Source organism: Paraburkholderia kirstenboschensis (genome assembly GCF_904848585.1).
GTDB classification, from domain to species: domain Bacteria; phylum Pseudomonadota; class Gammaproteobacteria; order Burkholderiales; family Burkholderiaceae; genus Paraburkholderia; species Paraburkholderia kirstenboschensis.
This window is the reverse complement of the sequence record NZ_CAJHCR010000011.1, coordinates 181,923-198,887: the sequence shown is the minus strand read 5'-3', so window position 1 is coordinate 198,887 and position 16,965 is coordinate 181,923. Positions and strand designations below refer to the sequence as shown.

Here is a 16,965-nt window from a genome sequence, read left to right as displayed (position 1 = left end):
CGCTAGGTGCGCACCAGGTGCGCATCAAGTGTGCACTGAGTGCGCGTGCTATGTGCTTCTGCAACGAGTTCAATAGTTCGGCGCGGGCATGGTGGTTGGCGCGTCCATTGCAACGCCGAACCACTTCTTCTGCAAGGTCGCGAGGCGTCCGTCGTTGTGCATTTTCACGAGCGCCGCGTTGAAAGCGTCTGCGAGCGGCTTGCTGTCGGCGTCTTTGCGCAGGCAGTACGCGAAGTACACTTTCGCGCCGAACGGCGGTTGCACCACCGCGAACGTTTCGGGACGCTGTTTGGCGACGTAGGCGATGTTGGTCATTGAATTCGCCACCGCGGCAATGCGGCCGGCGGCGAGGTCGGCATAGGCCTGGTTGTTGTCGACGTATTCGCGGATTTCAGGCGGCTTCGGCAACGTGGCGACATATGCCTTCAACTGATCGAGTTGGGCCGAACCCTTGCCCGCGCCCACGGTCTTGCCCGCAATGTCCGACGATTGCTTGAGCGCCGTGTCGTTCGCGCGTTTGAGCAGCGCGTCGGTGGCGTCCGCAACCGGCAGCGTGTACGTGTAGCGCTCCATGCGCGCTTTCGTGACGGTGAGCGGGCCGCCCACCATATCGAACTTGCCCGCTTCGAGGCCGGGCAGCACGCTCGGCCACGGCAAGTCGATAAAGCGCACCTTCACGCCGAGTTCCTTACCAACCTCGGCGAACAGATCCTTGTTGAACCCGGCTTGCTGACCGTTTTCGAGGAAGTCGAAAGGCGCGAACTGCATCTCGGTCCCAACCACGAGTTCGCCGGCCTTCTTCACTTTGGCGAGCTGGTCTTCCGCATGAGCGGCGACACTTGCGGCGCACAACGCCAGCATGACCAAACGACACTTCCAGCCTGAAAGGATGCTCATGGGATTCTCCGGTTGGCAAAGCGATGCCCGCACAAAGCGGCTCGGCGCAAGTCATTCGAGGCAGTATATACCGCAGTTTTCGCGCAAAATAAATAAACACGCGAGTAGAGAAAAGCCCTTATGCGAAGCACCGCGCGTTCACTTGCGAGCACGCTTTTGGCGGTATATACCACTGCAATGCCCTGGCGATCCCGCCGATCCTCTCACGGAGCAACGCGATGCCTGTGACCCGTATTCCACTCATTGACTTTGCCGGCGTGCGCGCGGGCGACCCGCATGCGTTGCAGCGCGTGGCGCGGGAAATTCGCGAAGCGTGCACGACGATCGGCTTCTTCTACATCGTCAATCACGGCGTGCCGCAAGCAACAATCGACGCCGCGGAACAGGCCGCGCGCACGTTCTTCGCCTTCGCACCCGAGATCAAACGGCGCGCGGCGGTCAACCATCGGCATCGCGGTTTCAATGCGCTTGGCGACGCGACCATGTACCAGGCGAAACGGCCCGATTACAAGGAGTTTTTCAGCATCGGACTCGAATTGCCGGAAGACGACCCGGATGTGCTCGCGGGCCAGGCGCTGCGCGGACCGAACAACTGGCCGGACTTCATGCCCGAGCTGCGTCCCGCGTTGTACGGTTATTACGAGGCGGTGGGCGCATGCGGCGCCGATCTGCTGCGCGCGGTGGCGGTGAGTCTCGGCGTCGACGAACATTTTTTCGCGCCGCGTTATACGAAGCGGATGCAGCGCACGCAGATGGTCTACTATCCGCCGCAGCCGCCTCAGTCGGACGAAGATCAGTTCGGTGTCGCGCCGCACACCGATTACGGCTGCATCACACTGCTGTGGCAGGACCAGGTGGGTGGCTTGCAGGTGCGTGAAATCGCTAACGATACCTGGATCGACGCGCCGCCTGTGGAGGGCAGTTTCGTCGTGAACGTCGGCGATCTTCTTGCACGCTGGACCGACGACCGGTTTCGCTCCACGCTTCATCGTGTGATCAATGCGTCCGGGCGTGAGCGTTATTCGATCGCGACGTTCTACGATCCAACCTACGGCGCAATTGTCGATCCGCGCGACCTGGGCGCGAGCGCGGACCATCCGAAGTATCAGCCGGTGGCCGCGGGCGATTATATTCTCGGGCGCATCAACGATTCGATGGGTTATCGGAAGAAACACGCTGCTCAAACGACATAAGCAAACAGGCAACCGAAGGAACACTGCATGACGGACAACAGCAACGAGAACGCGCCGGTCGGCACGGCGCCGCTTGCGGCAACGCTCGACGCACTGCGTGCCGCGCTCGGCAATGAGGCGGTGCGCGTGGGCGACGAGATCGGCGAACGCGCGCTGACCGACTGGACGCGCCACGCTCCGACGCGGCCAGCCGCATTGCTGCTGCCGCGCAGCACGGAAGACGTCTCTCGCGCGCTCGCCATTTGCCACGCGGCCTGTCAGCCAGTGGTGCCGCAGGGCGGTATGACGGGCCTGGCCGGCGGAGCGATCGCTCGCGCCACTGACATAGCGTTGTCGCTCGAACGCTTGACTGGCATCGAGGAAATCGACGCGGCTTCGGCCACGCTGACCGTACGCGCCGGCACTACATTGCAAACCGCACAGGAAGCGGCGGCGCAAGCGGGCTTTGAACTCGCGCTCGACCTCGGCGCGCGCGGCTCATGCCAGATTGGCGGCAATCTCGCGACCAATGCAGGCGGCAATCGCGTGATCCAGTCGGGCACCGCGCGCGACCAGGTGCTGGGTCTCGAAGTCGTGCTCGCCAATGGCGACGTGCTGACCTCGCTCGGCAAGATGGTCAAGAACAACACCGGCTATGACCTCAAGCACTGGTTCATCGGCTCCGAGGGCACGCTCGGCATCATCACGCGCGCGGTGCTGCGGCTTCACCCGCAGCGCGCCGCGCGTCACACGGCGCTCGTCGCACTCGACGGATACGATGCGGCCGTCAATCTGCTTCGGCGTCTGTCGACGCGTTTCGGCAACGACATCGGCGCATTCGAAATCATGTGGCCGGACTTCTACGATTTCGGCGTCAAGCTCACGGGCACACGTTCGCCGTTCGACGGCTCGCATCCGCTCTATGCGCTAATCGAACACGCGAGCTTCGATGCAAGCGACACCGGCGAGCGCTTTTCCGCCGCGCTCACCGAGGCGCTCGAGCAAGGCGCGATCCGCGACGCGGTGATTGCGCAATCAATGGCGGACGCGCGTACGTTATGGGCAATTCGTGAATGCACCGCCGAATTTCCGGTGCGGCTCGACGCGATCAATTTCGACGTGAGCCTGCCGATTAGCGTGATCGGCGACTTTGTCGAGCGCTGCCGCGCGGCCCTGAACGAACGGTGGGCCGGCAACGAATCCTATTTCTTCGGGCATATCGGCGATTCGAATTTGCATGTCACCGTGGACGGCCATTCGATCCCCGGCGTCGATCATCATGCCGTGTACGCGTTCGTTTACGAAATGCTCGGGCCGCTGCATGGGTCGGTGTCGGCGGAACACGGAATCGGTATGCTCAAGCGCGAGTTTCTGCCTATCTCGCGCTCGCCCGCCGAACTGGCGGCAATGGCAGCAATCAAGCATGCGCTCGACCCTCACGGCATTCTGAATCCGGGCAAGCTGTTTTGAACCTGCGGCTTCAATGCGCGTTCAGATAGCGCGCAATAGACGGATAGACATCGACCGCCGCGTTCTTGCCGAAGATGCAGTCGATGTGTCCGTAGCCAGGAATCAGATACCGCTCATAAGGCTGCTCGGGAAACGCATTGACGAGCATCTCGTAGGTGAGCGCGGTGCTTTTCGGCACATACGTCTCGTTGCGGTCGCCGTGAATGAAACCGATCGGAATGCGCATGCCGTCCAGGCCTTTCATGCCGCGCGCGCCTTTCAGATAAACGTCGTCACCGTCGGCGTTGACGACGTTGCCCGCGCGCACCATTGCGGCAAGATGCTTGAACACGCCGACGTCGTGCACGCCGAGCAATTCCTGCAAATTCGAATGAAGTGTCTCGCTCACCTGAGCGTGTTCGTAGAGCAGGCCATACATGAAAGTCGCGCGATGACAGATCGGGTTGCCGCAGCCCTCGTCGTGATCTACCGGATAGAGCCGCAGTGCTTCGTCGAACAGATTGTGCGGCCACCTTTCGTTCTCTGTATAGGCGGTGAGGTCGGTCACGCCGAGGTGCTGCATGATGTCGGGAATGTGCAGGCCCGCCTTGATCCTGCCGAGACGGCCGGGCACCGGATGCGCGGCCACCTGCGATATCACCGCCGAGCGCACGCCTTCGAGTCCCGCCATCAGCGACATGCTCAACGCGAGGCCGCCCATGCAGTGACCGAGCGCCTGAATATCCGCTGCGCCCGTCACTTCGCGAATCTTCGCAACGGCTGCGGGAATGTCCTCGAGCGCGACCTTATCGACGTTCGTCGGCACGAAGACGCTCGGCATTTCGATGCTCACGCGAAGATCCACGAGCCACACGTCGTAGCCCGCGGCACACAGATATTCGACGAGGTTGGTGCCGATGAGATCCGTCGAGTAGATGCGGCTCGACACGCCCGAGCCGTGAATCAGCAACACAGGGCGCGCATTCTTGCGCGCGGGATCGACATAGCGCGTGAGCCGCAGGTGCGTACCGTCACGTGTGTCGAAAAAGAACACCTGCGGCGCCGGCGCGCGCAGTGCACGCTTCAAGCGTGGCGTCCCGTTGGGGTCGTAGTACTGCAAGGGCGCGGCTACGCCGCCATATTCGTTGAACAGCACGCCGGCAAAGAACTTGCCGAACTTCAACGTCCATTCGAGACGCGTTTTCAGATCGGGCGCATTGGTGACTTCTAGCGTGCGTTGCTGTTTCAGAAAGTTTTCCGGCGTGATGACCAGCTTCGCGCTGCCGATAGGCGGTGCATCCATTGACGGCGCTTCGCGAACTTGCGCATACAGCGTATTCGTTTGCTCCCACAACTCGAGCGGCGACGTGCGTGTAATGATCTTTTGCCCGCTCAGATACCACGTCTTGCCTTCAGCCGAATTGAGCGTCATTCGGTAGTTCATGTTGCGCTCGTCCACATCGTCCGGGTCGGCCACGAAGAGATTGAAGGTGCCCTCCGTGATCGTCATTGGCTGCGCCGACAGAGCGGGGCAGGTCAGCGTGCCGGCGGTTCTTGCCAGATGATCTGGATCGCTAATCATATCGGCGAGGTCGTCGGATTCCACGGTGAGCGTGAACGCCATTGGGCTCGCGGCGGCCTCGTTCGCGCCGGCCGGCGTGTAATGGCCGACCATGGTTTCGGTGAAGCGCAGTCCGATCTTTGGCACGGGTGGCGTGTCGGCGGTGCCCTTCGAATCGTAATCGATCGTCCAGCCTCGCGATGCCGCCAGCAGCGCGCAATTGCGCTCGGCGAGCGCCGAGATCGTCCACAGCGGATTCACGCCGAGCGACATGGGCATGACCGCGCCGTCCATCACATAGAGGCCCTCGTGCACATCGGTGCCGGTCATACCGCTAAAAACGCGGCTCATGTGATCGACCACACCATGTTCCGCGTCCTCGCCCATCGCGCAGCCGCCGAGCGGATGCACGGTCACGGTCCGGTTGCCGAAAATGTCGTTTGAAATCGGATCGCGCAAGTATTTTCCGCCGAGCGGGGCCGTCGCTTTCTTCAGCGTCTCCTCGACGGTTGCGAAAATTGGCTGCTTGCCCGCGTTTTCCCAGGCTATGCGCGGCCGTCCCTTTTCATTCACGCTGATCTGGCCGCTTTCGTCGTCGTGCGCCATCACAAGGTAGCTTTGCGTGTGATTGAGCGCGCCGCGATACGGTCCGTGCAGCAGGCCTTCGACGATCCGTGCATCGTATGCAAGCTGCTGTTCTACCGTGCGCGGCCCCGAAACATCCACGCCCGCGAGCGGCGCAGCGGCGCCTAGCATGCCGACGAGCGCCGCGCCGACCGGCCCGGCGAGCGAGCCTTCCTCGATCACGAAGCCGTCTCTGACGTCCGCGGTATCGCGATGATCGATCAGGCCAGTGATAGTCGGGCCGACCGGAGGTATTTCGCGCTCGACATGCGCGCCCCAGCCGACGCCGTTGATCACGTCGTCGGTGTTGTACGCGAAGGCGAGCACGTCGCCGTTGCCGGTGAAGCGCTTGCCGAGCATGGCGGATACGCTCAAGCCTTCGTTGCGCGAACGCAGGAGCAACGCGCTCGAACCGATTGTTCCCGCCGACACGATCACGATGTCGGCCGTGACGAAGAGATCGGGCGCGTCGTAGCTCTCGCGGCCGAGGCGTACCAGCTGGTAGGCGACTTGCCACTTCTGCTTGTCGGCGCTGCGCACCACCGAATGCACCGCGGCTCCAGTGAAAATCTGCGCGCCATGCGCGACGGCATCGGGCAGATAGTTCATGTGCGTGGAATTCTTGGCGTCGTAGTTGCAGCCCGAGTTGCAGTCGCCGCAGCCAACGCACGCTTTCTGCGCGACGCCGGCCGCGTTGGTGCGGTCCTCGAACGTGACGGTCACAGGCGGCGTGCTGAAGCGGTCCGCCATGCCGAGCGCCTCGGCGGATTTTCCGAGCGCCACCAGTTTCGGCAATTTGCGGAAACGCCCCGGGACCGGCGACGGTTCGAGCATGTCCCAGGCACGCTGATAACCTTTGTCGCGGCCGGCCTGATCGCCGCGCAACGCGGCGGGCCAGCGTACGTCGTCCCATAAGCGCGGATCGACTTTCAACGCGACATTGGCGTTGATCAGCGAAGTACCGCCGAGGCCGCAGCCGACCACCGCGTTGACGTCGTCGTTCACATGCACTTCGAGCAGCGCGAGCGGTGAGCCGATTTGCGCAAGTGCTGTGTTGTACTGCATCTGCTCGGCGCCCTGAAAAGGCGTGCGCGGGAATTCGCCAGCCATGAATTCGCGCCCGCGTTCGAGCACGCACACGCTGCGGCCCGCGCGCGCCATGCGGCTTGCGGCGATGGCGCCGCCGTAACCCGAACCGATCACGACGACTTCGTAGTGCGATTTCATCGCCGTCACGGCGCTCGATAAGCGGTTCATACTGGACCACCTCGTCAGGTCGATGCTGGGAACGGATCCGGGCTGCGCAAGGAAGACGGCGCGCTGCCGCGGTTTTTTTATCGTAGGCGGTGCGGGATGACAAAAAAAGGCGCATCGACGCGACGCGCGACGCGGCATAGGTGCCGCCCCCGGTTTTTGCCTTCTGCCTGGCGCTTGTCCGTTTGCGCTGTTACGCGGCTACTTCATTCATTTCGCTATCGCTCGATTCGGCCGCAAGCAGGTTGAGCGCAAGCAGAATGGCGCCACGATTGTCGATGTCTATCTCGATGCCGAGCACGTCCGTGAGCCAACGGCCGATCTTCGTGTTGGAAAAATCGTCGGCGGTGGCCGTCTTTTTCATGGTGACGCCGAGTTTGACGGCGCGATAGTGATACGAGGGCACACGATGCTGGGCCGCAACCGCCGACAATCCGCCTTTGCCTTCCGAGCACCAGCCAAGGCTGCCGGCCAGCACGATGCGCTCGGGCTCGTCGAGGCTTTCGATAAATGCGCGGGCTGCGAGCCGCACCCTTTGTTCGTTGAGACCATATTGCAGCAGCACGCTTTGCACCGGGTCTTCCAATGCCTGGGCATGCAGATCGATTTCCTGGGCCATGCCGTCGGTTTCCATCGACACGTTGCGTTGATGGCCGGCGCTGCGCAGGCAGTCGATCAGATAGCGGCGAAAATACGCGCACAGGGCGTAGCCGTTGGACGGCGCGCTCTCCGCGCAAGCATGGGTTTCCGTGTGGCCGGGCGCGAGGCGCAGCACCTTGGAATAAATGAACTGCGCGACCAGTTCTTCCTTGTCTTCGCCGAGCGCCTGCAACTCCAGCGGGTGATATGTGCGCAATGCCCGCTTGACCAGCTCGACCATCGACACCATTTCGTCGGCGGACAGTCGGGTACGACGGCGCCACAGATCGGGCAGGATCGCGTCGTCTAGATTGCGGACGAACTCGTGGCTCGGAACTGCGCCCATGAAAGCCTCCATTAGGGTAAGGCGAGAAGCGCGGTGAGCCTCGACTGCAGGCGAATAGTTGACGATGGAACCGTTGCGGCCGCGCGATGTTGTGAAAGCAGTATGGTCGCCGGCGACGGCTTCGCATATATGGATTAAGTCGTAGCTGGTGGGTAAACTGCCGGGTAAACCATCCGACAGGGCGCCTCTCATTCGTCTGATAAGAAAGCGCTCCCGCTGTGCCGCTGCATTGCCGTAGACCGTGCAAGCTCTTGCGCAACACGCCGGGCCGCGCTTCTTGCTAGCGCCGGGTTTTCGCGCCACATCACCGAATTTGCCGTGCCCGACAAGGAGACCGCGCGATGCGGGCTGACCCGATCCAGCGTGCAATCGACGAAGACCTGGTGCGCGTGCTGTACGCACAAGACCCGATCGCGTTCTTCTCGCACTGGTTTTCGATCGCGGTGCTCGTGGCCATCTACTGGCCCGCGATACCATCGCCGCCGCTCTTCATTGCCTGCTTCGGCTTCTATGCGGCGGCCAATTGCGCGGGCCTCGCGCTGTGGATCTGCAACCGGCGTTATCCGCATCTCGTGTCGCCGCGCGGCTGGATCAATCTGCATGCCGTGCGTGGCGTGCTGCTTTACAGCGCGCCCGGTATCGCCATCTGGTTCGCGTTCCAGAGTCCGCAGAGCGATTTGCCGCTGCTGCACACGGTAATGCTCGTCACGCTCGCAGCGGGGGTGTTCATGTCGAATGGTTTCGACATGCTCAACTTCGCCACGGCCATTCCATTCCTGCTGTTCCCGTCGATCGTGCTGCACTTCGGCACGCATACGTTCGACCGCACGATTCTTGCCATCGTGCTCGCGTTCTTCTTCTGCGCGATCAACGTGTATGCGCTTAGCTACCGAAAGCTGTTCCAGCAGGTGGTGCAGGCGCGCGTCGATCAGCAGTATCTGGCGGAATCGCTCGCACTGCAAAAGCAAGTCGCCGAAGAGGCCAGTCTCGCGAAAACGCGCTTTTTCGCTGCAGCGAGCCACGACCTGCGTCAGCCGCTGCATGCGATCGGCCTGCTTGCGGCGTCGCTCAACGATTCCGCGGCGACGCCCGCGCAGCATGCGAAGACCGCCGAGCACATCGTCTATAACGTGGAAGCGCTGAATCAGCTGTTCAACCAGGTGCTCGATCTCGCGCGGCTCGAAAGCGGCGTCACGCAGGTGATCCGTCTGCATTTCCGGCTCTCCGAGTTGTTCGAGCGCGTCGGCAGCCAATATCGGCCGCAGGCGGCGGCCAAAGGCCTCGCGCTGCGGATCGCGCCGACGTCGATGGTGGTCCACGACGATCCAGTGCTGCTCGAACGCGTGCTGAGCAATCTGCTCTCGAACGCGGTGCGCTATACCGAGGAAGGCGCAATCTGGCTCGGCGTCCGGCGCGCGGGGCGAACCGCGGGCGGCTATATCGAGGTGCGCGATTCGGGCATTGGCATTGCCGCTGAAGAGCACCAGCGCATCTTCGAGGAGTTCTATCAGGTCGCCAATCCGCAGCGCGACGCGCGCCAGGGCCACGGGCTCGGGCTGCCGACGGTCAAGCGTCTCGTCGGCATGCTGGGCGGCGAGTTGCAGTTGCGCTCGGCGCCGGGCCGCGGTTCGGTGTTCCGCTTCCCAGTGCAAGCGGGCGACGCGAGCGCAATCGTCGCGAGCCTGAACGAAGCGGTGGCGGGCGGACCATCGGCGCAAGGGCGGCAGGTGCTGTGCATCGACGACGAACCGTCGATTCTCGAAGGCCTTTCCGCGCTGCTCGGACGCTGGGGCTGCACGGTGCGCGGCGCACGCGACGAAACCGCTGCGCTGGCCGCGCTCGCGGATGGTTTCGTGCCGGACGCGGTGCTATGCGATTACCAGTTGGCCAATCACAGGACCGGCGCGCAGGCGCTCACGGCGGTGCGCAGCATGCTCGCGCGCGCAGGTCACGAAGGCGTGGTGACGCTGCTGATTACGGGCGACATGGCGTCGGCGGAACTGGCTGCGCTCGCATTGCAAGGCATTCCGGTGTTGCACAAGCCGGTTACGGCGGCGCGTTTGCGGCGCACGCTGGAAATGCTGTGGCAACAGGCGGAACTCGACAAGGGGCATCAGGGCGCCGCTATGGAATTGCCTGCGGGCCAGAGCGCCGATGCAGGCCGTGAAGGGACCGTGCTGAGCGGAGAGACTGGCGGCGATCACGTGATCAGGCCGCAAGGCACGGCGCGAGTGGAAGTGCGGCATCGTCCGCAGAGCGCATCGCAAGAGGAAGGGTAGGCGGTGATAGCGGAGGTCGCTGCGTGTCGCGGCGGCGCCGACCGCCACCGCTATAGCGTTTTGCCAGCTTCGAGCCAGCCGTTGATCACCGCGATTGCCGTCGACCGGTTGTGCACGCCGAGCGCCCGGAAAATCACCGACAGATGCACCTTGACCGTGCCCTCGGCTACGCCGAGTTCGCGTGCGATCATCTTGTTGGTCCAGCCGCGATGCACGAGCCGCATGATGTCCTGCTGACGCGGCGACAGGTTTTCAAGCAAATGCTGCTGATGCGGCTGCAGCGCCTGAAGCTGTGCGACCGGTTCGGTTAGCGTCGCCGTGCTCTGGCCCGCGCTGCTCGGCGCTGCCTGCTGCGACAATGCAGCACCCGCGCGCTGCGCGCATGAGTCCGCGGATTGTGCGTCGCGTGAGCCCAGCAGGCTCAGCGCTTCCATCGGCACATATGCGCCGCCCGACAGCACCAGTTCGATCGCCTTCAGCATCACGCTCGCGGGCTGCCGCTTCGGCACGAAGCCGAGCGCGCCGGCGGCGAGCACCGCACGCATTTCGTCCGGTGACTCTTCGGCGGAAAGCACGACTACCGGCAGAGCAGGATTCGCCTTCAGCAATATTTCGAGCGACGACGCGCCGCTCATGCCCGGCATATGCAGATCGACGATCGCGAGATCGTGATCGGCGTCGGGCCGCGCGGCGGCGGCCAGGGTTTCCCAGGTATCGGCTTCGTCGAACTGGGCGTCGGGGTCGAGTCCGCGGAGCATTCCCTTGACGCCTTGCCGGATCAATTCATGGTCGTCCGCCACAAGAAACTTCATGATGTCTCCACGAGTCGGGCTTGCGTGTTGTGGACTACCGCCGTTGCTGGGTCTTGTTCTGCTTGTATTGTCGTGAATCGCATCATTGCCGGCTACCCCGTGATCATAAGCCGATCGGTGCGGGGCGGCGGGCCTTGCGGCTCGCCGCCCCGGTCATTCTCTGCTCGTGGCATCGCCGGCGCCACGTTTTGTCTATGCCTTGTCCAGGCAGGTCTCACTCGCGCATCGGTTCCGGCTTGCTACGTAGACGAGCCGCGCGCGCCGTTTTTGAAGCCGCGGCGGCCCAATACGAAAGCTTATGCCGGCCGGATAAACCGCACGGGCGCTCGCGCGGCGAGCCGTCATTTCACTGCAAATAGCGTTGCATTCATCAGAAGCTTGAAGGCGAAGCCGAGCGACATCGCCGAGCCCACGCCGAAGCACCACAGCGCAATGAACCAGAGCCAGCCCGGCAGCTTGCGCGCGGAGTCAGTGATAGTGATGTTGGTCGCCATGACGCACCTTGCCTCGAAATACCCAGTAACCCATCGTCGTATAAGCGACGATGATCGGCAGAATCACCGCTGCGCCGACCAGCGTGAACGTCTGGCTGGAGCGCGGCGCGGCCGCTTCCCACAGCGTCACGCTCGACGGTATCGCGTACGGCCACAGGCTCACCAGCAGCCCGGCGTAACCGAGCAGCACGAGCAGTAACGCGAGCACGAACGGCGTGTTGTGATGCCGCTCCCGCACCGCGCGGCGCATGAAGACCGCGCAGGCCGCGACCATGAACGGCACAGGCAACAGCCGGTAGAAGAGACCCTCGTGGAACCAGCGCTGCGCGATGTTCGGGTCTTGCAGCGGAGTCCACAGGCTCACCATCGCGATGAAGCCGAGCAGCACGACAGTCAGCGGCCATACCACGCGATGCAGGCGGCGCTGCAGGTCGCCTTCCGTTTTCGCGACCAGCCAGCAGCAGCCCAGCAACGCGTACGTGACGATGAGCCCGAGGCCCGTCAGCAGGCTGAACGGGGTGAGCCAGCCGAAAGCGTCGCCGGCATAGGCGCCGTCGATCACCGGAATGCCTTGCAGAAACGCCCCGAGCACGACGCCCTGGAAAAACGTCGCGCCCGCCGACCCGCCGATGAACGCGAGGTCCCACATATGCTTCGTGCGGTTCGCCTTCGCGCGAATCTCGAAGGACACGCCGCGAAAGATCAGGCACACGAGCATGAAGATGAGCGGCAAATACAGCGCTGACAATACTGTGGAATACACCATCGGAAACACGGCGAAGAGCGCCGCCCCGCCGAGCACGAGCCAGGTCTCGTTGCCGTCCCAGACCGGTGCGACGGTGTTCATCATCAGGTCGCGTTCCTTCTCGTCTGGGAAGAACGGAAAGACAATGCCGATGCCGAGATCGAAGCCATCCAGCACGACATACATGAAAAGGCCTAGCGCGATGATTGCGGCCCACACTACGGTTACGTCCATTTTGTTACTCGCAGGCGATCAGGGTTAGGCGGCGTCGATCATCTGATCGGCGGCGGAGAAAGGGCGGCGCGCGGTCTGGTTCGGCGTTTGTCCGGGCACGCCGTGCGGCGTGTGTCCAGGCAGCGCCGGGCCCGAGCGCATCAGCTTGAGCATGTAATAGATGCCCGTGCCGAATACGAGGAAATAGACGACCACGAACGCCATCAGCGAAATGCCGACCTGTTGCGCGGTGAGCGGCGACACGGCCTGCGACGTGCGCATCACGCCATATACGACCCATGGCTGACGGCCGGCTTCGGTCGTGACCCAGCCGGCCAGCAGCGTGACGAAACCGCTTGGGCCCATCGCCACGGCGACGCGCTGGAACCACTTCGACTCGAACAGGCGCCCGCGACGGCGCAGCACCCACGCGGCGACCGACATGACGATCATCAGCACGCCGAGCCCGGCCATGATCCGGAAGCTCCAGAACACCACTGTCGAGTTCGGCCGGTCTTGCGGCGGGAATTCCTTCAGGCCGCGTATTTCGCCGTCCCAGCTATGCGTGAGAATCAGGCTGCCCAGGTGCGGGATCGACACTGCATAGCGCGTGGTCTCTGCCTGCATGTCGGGGATGCCGAACAGGTTCAGCGCGGTGCCGCCTTTTTCGGTGTCCCACAGGCCTTCGATTGCAGCGATCTTGGCCGGCTGATATTCGCGCGTGTTCAAGCCGTGCTGATCGCCGACGAACGCCTGGATCGGCGTGAGAATCAGCAGCAGCCACAGCGCCATCGAGAACATCTTTTTGACTGCGGGGTCGCGCCGTCCGCGCAGCAGATGCCACGCGCCCACCGCCGCCACGACGAGCCCGGCGACGATGAACGCCGCGAGCGCCATATGCGCGAGCCGGTATGGGAACGACGGATTGAAGATGATCTTGAACCAGTCGAGCGGCACGACACGGCCGTTCACGACTTCGAATCCTTGCGGCGTCTGCATCCAGCTATTGGACGCGAGAATCCAGAACGTGGAGATCAGCGTGCCGATGGCGACCATCAGCGTCGCGCCGAAGTGCGCGCGCGGACTCACGCGCTGCCAGCCGAACAGCATGATGCCGAGGAAGCCGGCTTCGAGGAAAAACGCGGTCATGACCTCGTACATCAACAGAGGTCCGGTGACGGGACCGGCGAAACTCGAAAAGCCCGACCAGTTGGTGCCGAACTGATAGCTCATCACGACGCCGGACACCACGCCCATGCCGAAGGCAACGGCGAAAATCTTCGACCAGAAGAGGCACAGGTCTTTGTAGTACGCCTTGCCGGTTTTCAACCAGCGCCATTCGAGCACGGCGATAAAGCTCGCGAGGCCAATGCTGAGCGCCGGAAAGACGATATGGAAAGAGACGGTGAACGCAAACTGGATGCGGGCGAGGTCAAATGCCGATATTGCGGAGTTCATGATCGTGAAGTGCGTGATGCCGCGTGGGCGGACTACGCGCGTCGACCGGTGTCGGTGCGCACTGCGTTTCGCAGATGGCCGAAGATTAGGGGAAGAGTCAGATTTATGCTGCGCCGCGACGTGCGTCAAAAAACCGCGTTGTTATATGGATTGCGACGGTTCGTGCGCTGCAAGGTATTGACGTATATCAGCTTTTTCTTATTGCCTGTTTCACCGTGATTAAGCGCCGTGACGTGAAGCTGCGGCAATCGACCGCGTCGCAGCAAAGCGTGCGAGGGATGTTGCTCCTGCTGGCCATGCGCTCGCGATGCTTAAGACTTCGCTGCGGCTAGATATAGGACATGTCGTCAAGGCAGACACCAGCGATGTAGGGTCAAGTTATACGACATCGCACGAACGTACGCGCTTCATCGCAGAGTTCAGCTATGAGAAGCCTTCGAAAGGCGCTTCACGATAAGGGTAAATGCCTAATTGAATTCCGCTTCTGCATCAGAGATAGTACGTTATCGTACAACTAGATCGCGCAACAGGCGATCTCACCCAAGCCGAGGTGTGGATTTATCCATGCCGCTCGCGAGCCGGTGCAGCAAAGGAACCCCTATGAAGAAGACTGCCTTGAGTGGCGCCGGAGGCCAGCTTGGCTCGGTCGTGCGCGCTGCGTTCATTGCGCGCGGCACGCCTGTGCGTTCGGCGGCGGGCTCGAAGCCGCTGACGCCTCTCGTCGACGGCGAGGATGTGATGCACGGCGACCTGCGCGATCCGGCGGTTGTCGATCGGCTGCTCGACGGCGTCGACGTGCTGATCCACTTCGCCGGGACGAGCGTGGAGCGGCCGCTGCCTGAGATCATCGAAAACAATCTGCGCGGTCTCGTCGAGGTCTACGAGGGCGCACGCCGACAGGGCGTCAAGCGGATCGTGTTCGCAAGCTCGAATCACGCGATCGGCATGTACCCGGTGACGGAGCGCCTGAGCCTCGATTGCGAACTGCGCCCGGACGGCTTCTATGGCCTGAGCAAGGTGTGGGGCGAAGCGCTCGCGCGCATGTACTGGGACAAGCATGGCATCGAGAGCGTGTGCGTGCGCATCGGCAGTTGTCTCGAGCGTCCGACCGAGCCGCGTCATCTGAGCACCTGGTTCGGTCACGCAGACCTTATGCATTTCCTCGACCGCTGCATCGAAGCAGAAGAACTGGGCTTCATCACGGTGTGGGGCGTGTCGGCCAATACGCGCAGCTGGTGGGACAACAGCGGCGCGGAGCGTCTGGGATACACGCCGAAGCAGAACGCCGAAGACTACGCCGAGGAAGTTCTGGCGCGCCCCAATCCGCTCGACGCATTGGGTCAGCGTTTCCAGGGCGGCGGGTTTGTCGGCATCGACTATTCGCGCGAGGACACGGATAGCGGCGCGGGCAATGCGGCCGGTTCGGCAGATTCGGCCGCCCGGCCGTCCTGAAAGTTCAAGTATCACGAGGAGACGCAGCAATGAAGATCAAGGGCATCCGCTGGTGGATGGTCAGTCTGGTCGCGGCCGGGCTCATCATCAACTATCTCGCGCGCAACACGCTGTCGGTGGCCGCGCCGACGTTGATGAAAGACCTGCACATCACGACCGAGCAATACGCTCACGTGGTCGTCGCATGGCAGCTTTGCTATGCATTCATGCAGCCGGTCGCGGGCTTCCTGCTCGATACGGTCGGCACCAAAATCGGTTTTGCCGCGTTCGCGCTGGCGTGGTCGCTCGCCTGCGCGGCGGCGGCGTGGTCGACCGGATGGCGCAGCCTCGCATTTTTCCGCGGCCTGCTAGGCATTGCCGAAGCGGCTGGCATTCCGGCCGGCGTGAAGGCCACCAGCGAGTGGTTCCCGGCAAAGGAGCGTTCGGTTGCGATCGGCTGGTTCAACATCGGTTCGTCGATCGGCGCGTTGCTGGCGCCGCCGCTCGTGGTGTGGGCGCTGCTGCACGGCCAGTGGCAACTGGCGTTCGTGATCGTCGGCGTAGCGGGCATCGTCTGGAGCGCCGTGTGGATGCTGCTGTACAAGCATCCGCGCAATCAGAAACTGCTCGGCGACGAGGAGCGCGACTACATCCTCAGCGGCCAGGAAGCGAAGCACAGCGATGCGGGCGCGCCCAAGCGCAGCTGGTCGGCCATGCTGCGCAGCCGCGACTTCTGGGCGATCGGCATTCCGCGCATTCTGTCGGAACCGGCATGGCAGACGTTCAACGCGTGGATTCCGCTTTACATGATGACCGAGCGTCACATGAATCTGAAGGAAATCGCGCTATATGCATGGATGCCGTTTCTCGCAGCGGATATCGGCTGCGTGCTCGGCGGCTATCTGAGCCCGCTGTTTCATAAGTACGCGAAGGTCTCGCTGTTCACGTCGCGCAAGATGGTGTTCGTGGTCGGCGCGCTGTGCATGATCGGACCGGCGTGCGTGGGCCTCGTCGCAAGTCCGTATGTGGCTGTTGCCCTGCTGTGCGTCGGCGGCTTCGCGCACCAGACCTTGTCCGGCGCGCTGTATGCGATTACGTCCGACATGTTCGGCAAGAACGAAGTGGCTACCGCAACGGGTATGGGCGGCATGGCCGGTTATCTCGGCGCTGCGGCGTTCACCGCGTTGTTCGGTGTGCTGGTCACGCAGGTCGGCTACAGTCCGCTGTTCGTCGTGCTGGCGGTATTCGACATTATCGCGGCTGCCGTGGTGTGTCTGCTCGCGAAGAGCGCGGACCGGACGCCGGAGCAGCGTTGGTCCCAGACGGGTGGTGCGGTCACTGCCAAGTAAGAGGCGATAAGTCCGCCCGCGTGAGCCGGCGCGAAGTTCCACCCTGAGTAGAAACGCAAAGCGGCGCCTTCGTGCGCCGCTTTCTTTTATGAACCGCCTTTTGCGCATCACCGCGATCTTCAGCGCGACAACCCGAAGGCCGCGCGCGTGAGCGGCACGCTGCCGGGGCCTGTGGGATAATTGCGCGCTTTGCCCGGGGCGCGGCTCACAAGGTTGTTCGCACGGGCGCTCGAGGGGCCTTC

General features: G+C 62.9%; 12 protein-coding genes. 5 read left to right on the top strand and 7 right to left on the bottom strand.

Annotated features, from left to right (window positions below):
* Positions 1-69: 69 nt before the first annotated feature.
* The gene (locus tag JMY24_RS25330) at positions 70-897 is read right to left on the bottom strand and encodes a transporter substrate-binding domain-containing protein (RefSeq protein WP_027780241.1); all 828 of its coding nucleotides are present in this window, start codon (positions 895-897) and stop codon (positions 70-72) included.
* Between the two features lie 218 nt (positions 898-1,115).
* On the opposite strand from JMY24_RS25330, the gene JMY24_RS25325 reads away from it, so the two are divergent.
* Positions 1,116-2,090 carry an isopenicillin N synthase family dioxygenase gene (locus JMY24_RS25325; protein ID WP_201703139.1) on the top strand — a complete coding sequence of 325 codons (975 nt, stop codon included), beginning with the start codon at positions 1,116-1,118 and terminating at the stop codon, positions 2,088-2,090.
* A 27-nt stretch (positions 2,091-2,117) separates the two neighbouring features.
* Positions 2,118-3,539: an FAD-binding oxidoreductase gene (locus JMY24_RS25320; RefSeq protein WP_201703137.1), complete on the top strand. Its 1,422-nt coding sequence runs from the start codon at positions 2,118-2,120 to the stop codon at positions 3,537-3,539.
* Between the two features lie 10 nt (positions 3,540-3,549).
* On the opposite strand, the gene JMY24_RS25315 is transcribed toward JMY24_RS25320, so the two are convergent.
* Complete coding sequence (locus JMY24_RS25315) at positions 3,550-6,960, bottom strand: alpha/beta fold hydrolase (protein WP_201703136.1); 3,411 nt, start codon at positions 6,958-6,960, stop codon at positions 3,550-3,552.
* 190 nt (positions 6,961-7,150) lie between these two features.
* Entirely contained in the window at positions 7,151-7,942 is a 792-nt protein-coding gene (locus tag JMY24_RS25310) for a hypothetical protein (protein WP_128585082.1), read from the bottom strand.
* A gap of 341 nt (positions 7,943-8,283) precedes the next feature.
* On the opposite strand from JMY24_RS25310, the gene JMY24_RS25305 reads away from it, so the two are divergent.
* Positions 8,284-10,221, top strand: coding sequence for an ATP-binding response regulator (locus JMY24_RS25305; protein ID WP_128596641.1), 1,938 nt, complete (start codon positions 8,284-8,286; stop codon positions 10,219-10,221).
* A 50-nt stretch (positions 10,222-10,271) separates the two neighbouring features.
* Here JMY24_RS25305 and JMY24_RS25300 read toward each other — a convergent pair whose 3' ends face one another.
* The 4 genes from JMY24_RS25300 to JMY24_RS25285 all read right to left on the bottom strand — a co-directional run bounded on the left by JMY24_RS25300 (position 10,272) and on the right by JMY24_RS25285 (position 13,943).
* Entirely contained in the window at positions 10,272-11,033 is a 762-nt protein-coding gene (locus tag JMY24_RS25300) for a response regulator transcription factor (protein WP_128596642.1), read from the bottom strand.
* Between the two features lie 341 nt (positions 11,034-11,374).
* Positions 11,375-11,527 (bottom strand): hypothetical protein, encoded by a 153-nt coding sequence (locus tag JMY24_RS25295; RefSeq protein ID WP_164853690.1) that lies wholly within the window; start codon positions 11,525-11,527, stop codon positions 11,375-11,377.
* Positions 11,502-12,506 carry a cytochrome d ubiquinol oxidase subunit II gene (gene cydB / locus JMY24_RS25290; RefSeq protein ID WP_128596643.1) on the bottom strand — a complete coding sequence of 335 codons (1,005 nt, stop codon included), beginning with the start codon at positions 12,504-12,506 and terminating at the stop codon, positions 11,502-11,504. The genes JMY24_RS25295 and cydB overlap by 26 nt, the downstream gene beginning before the upstream one ends.
* A gap of 24 nt (positions 12,507-12,530) precedes the next feature.
* The gene (locus JMY24_RS25285) at positions 12,531-13,943 is read right to left on the bottom strand and encodes a cytochrome ubiquinol oxidase subunit I (protein ID WP_201703134.1); all 1,413 of its coding nucleotides are present in this window, start codon (positions 13,941-13,943) and stop codon (positions 12,531-12,533) included.
* A 600-nt stretch (positions 13,944-14,543) separates the two neighbouring features.
* Here JMY24_RS25285 and JMY24_RS25280 point away from each other — a divergent pair.
* Both JMY24_RS25280 and JMY24_RS25275 read left to right on the top strand, forming a co-directional pair.
* The gene (locus tag JMY24_RS25280; RefSeq protein WP_128596644.1) at positions 14,544-15,395 is read left to right on the top strand and encodes an NAD-dependent epimerase/dehydratase family protein; all 852 of its coding nucleotides are present in this window, start codon (positions 14,544-14,546) and stop codon (positions 15,393-15,395) included.
* Between the two features lie 29 nt (positions 15,396-15,424).
* On the top strand, positions 15,425-16,723 hold the full coding sequence (locus tag JMY24_RS25275) for an MFS transporter (protein WP_128596645.1): 1,299 nt from the start codon (positions 15,425-15,427) through the stop codon (positions 16,721-16,723).
* Positions 16,724-16,965: the final 242 nt, after the last annotated feature.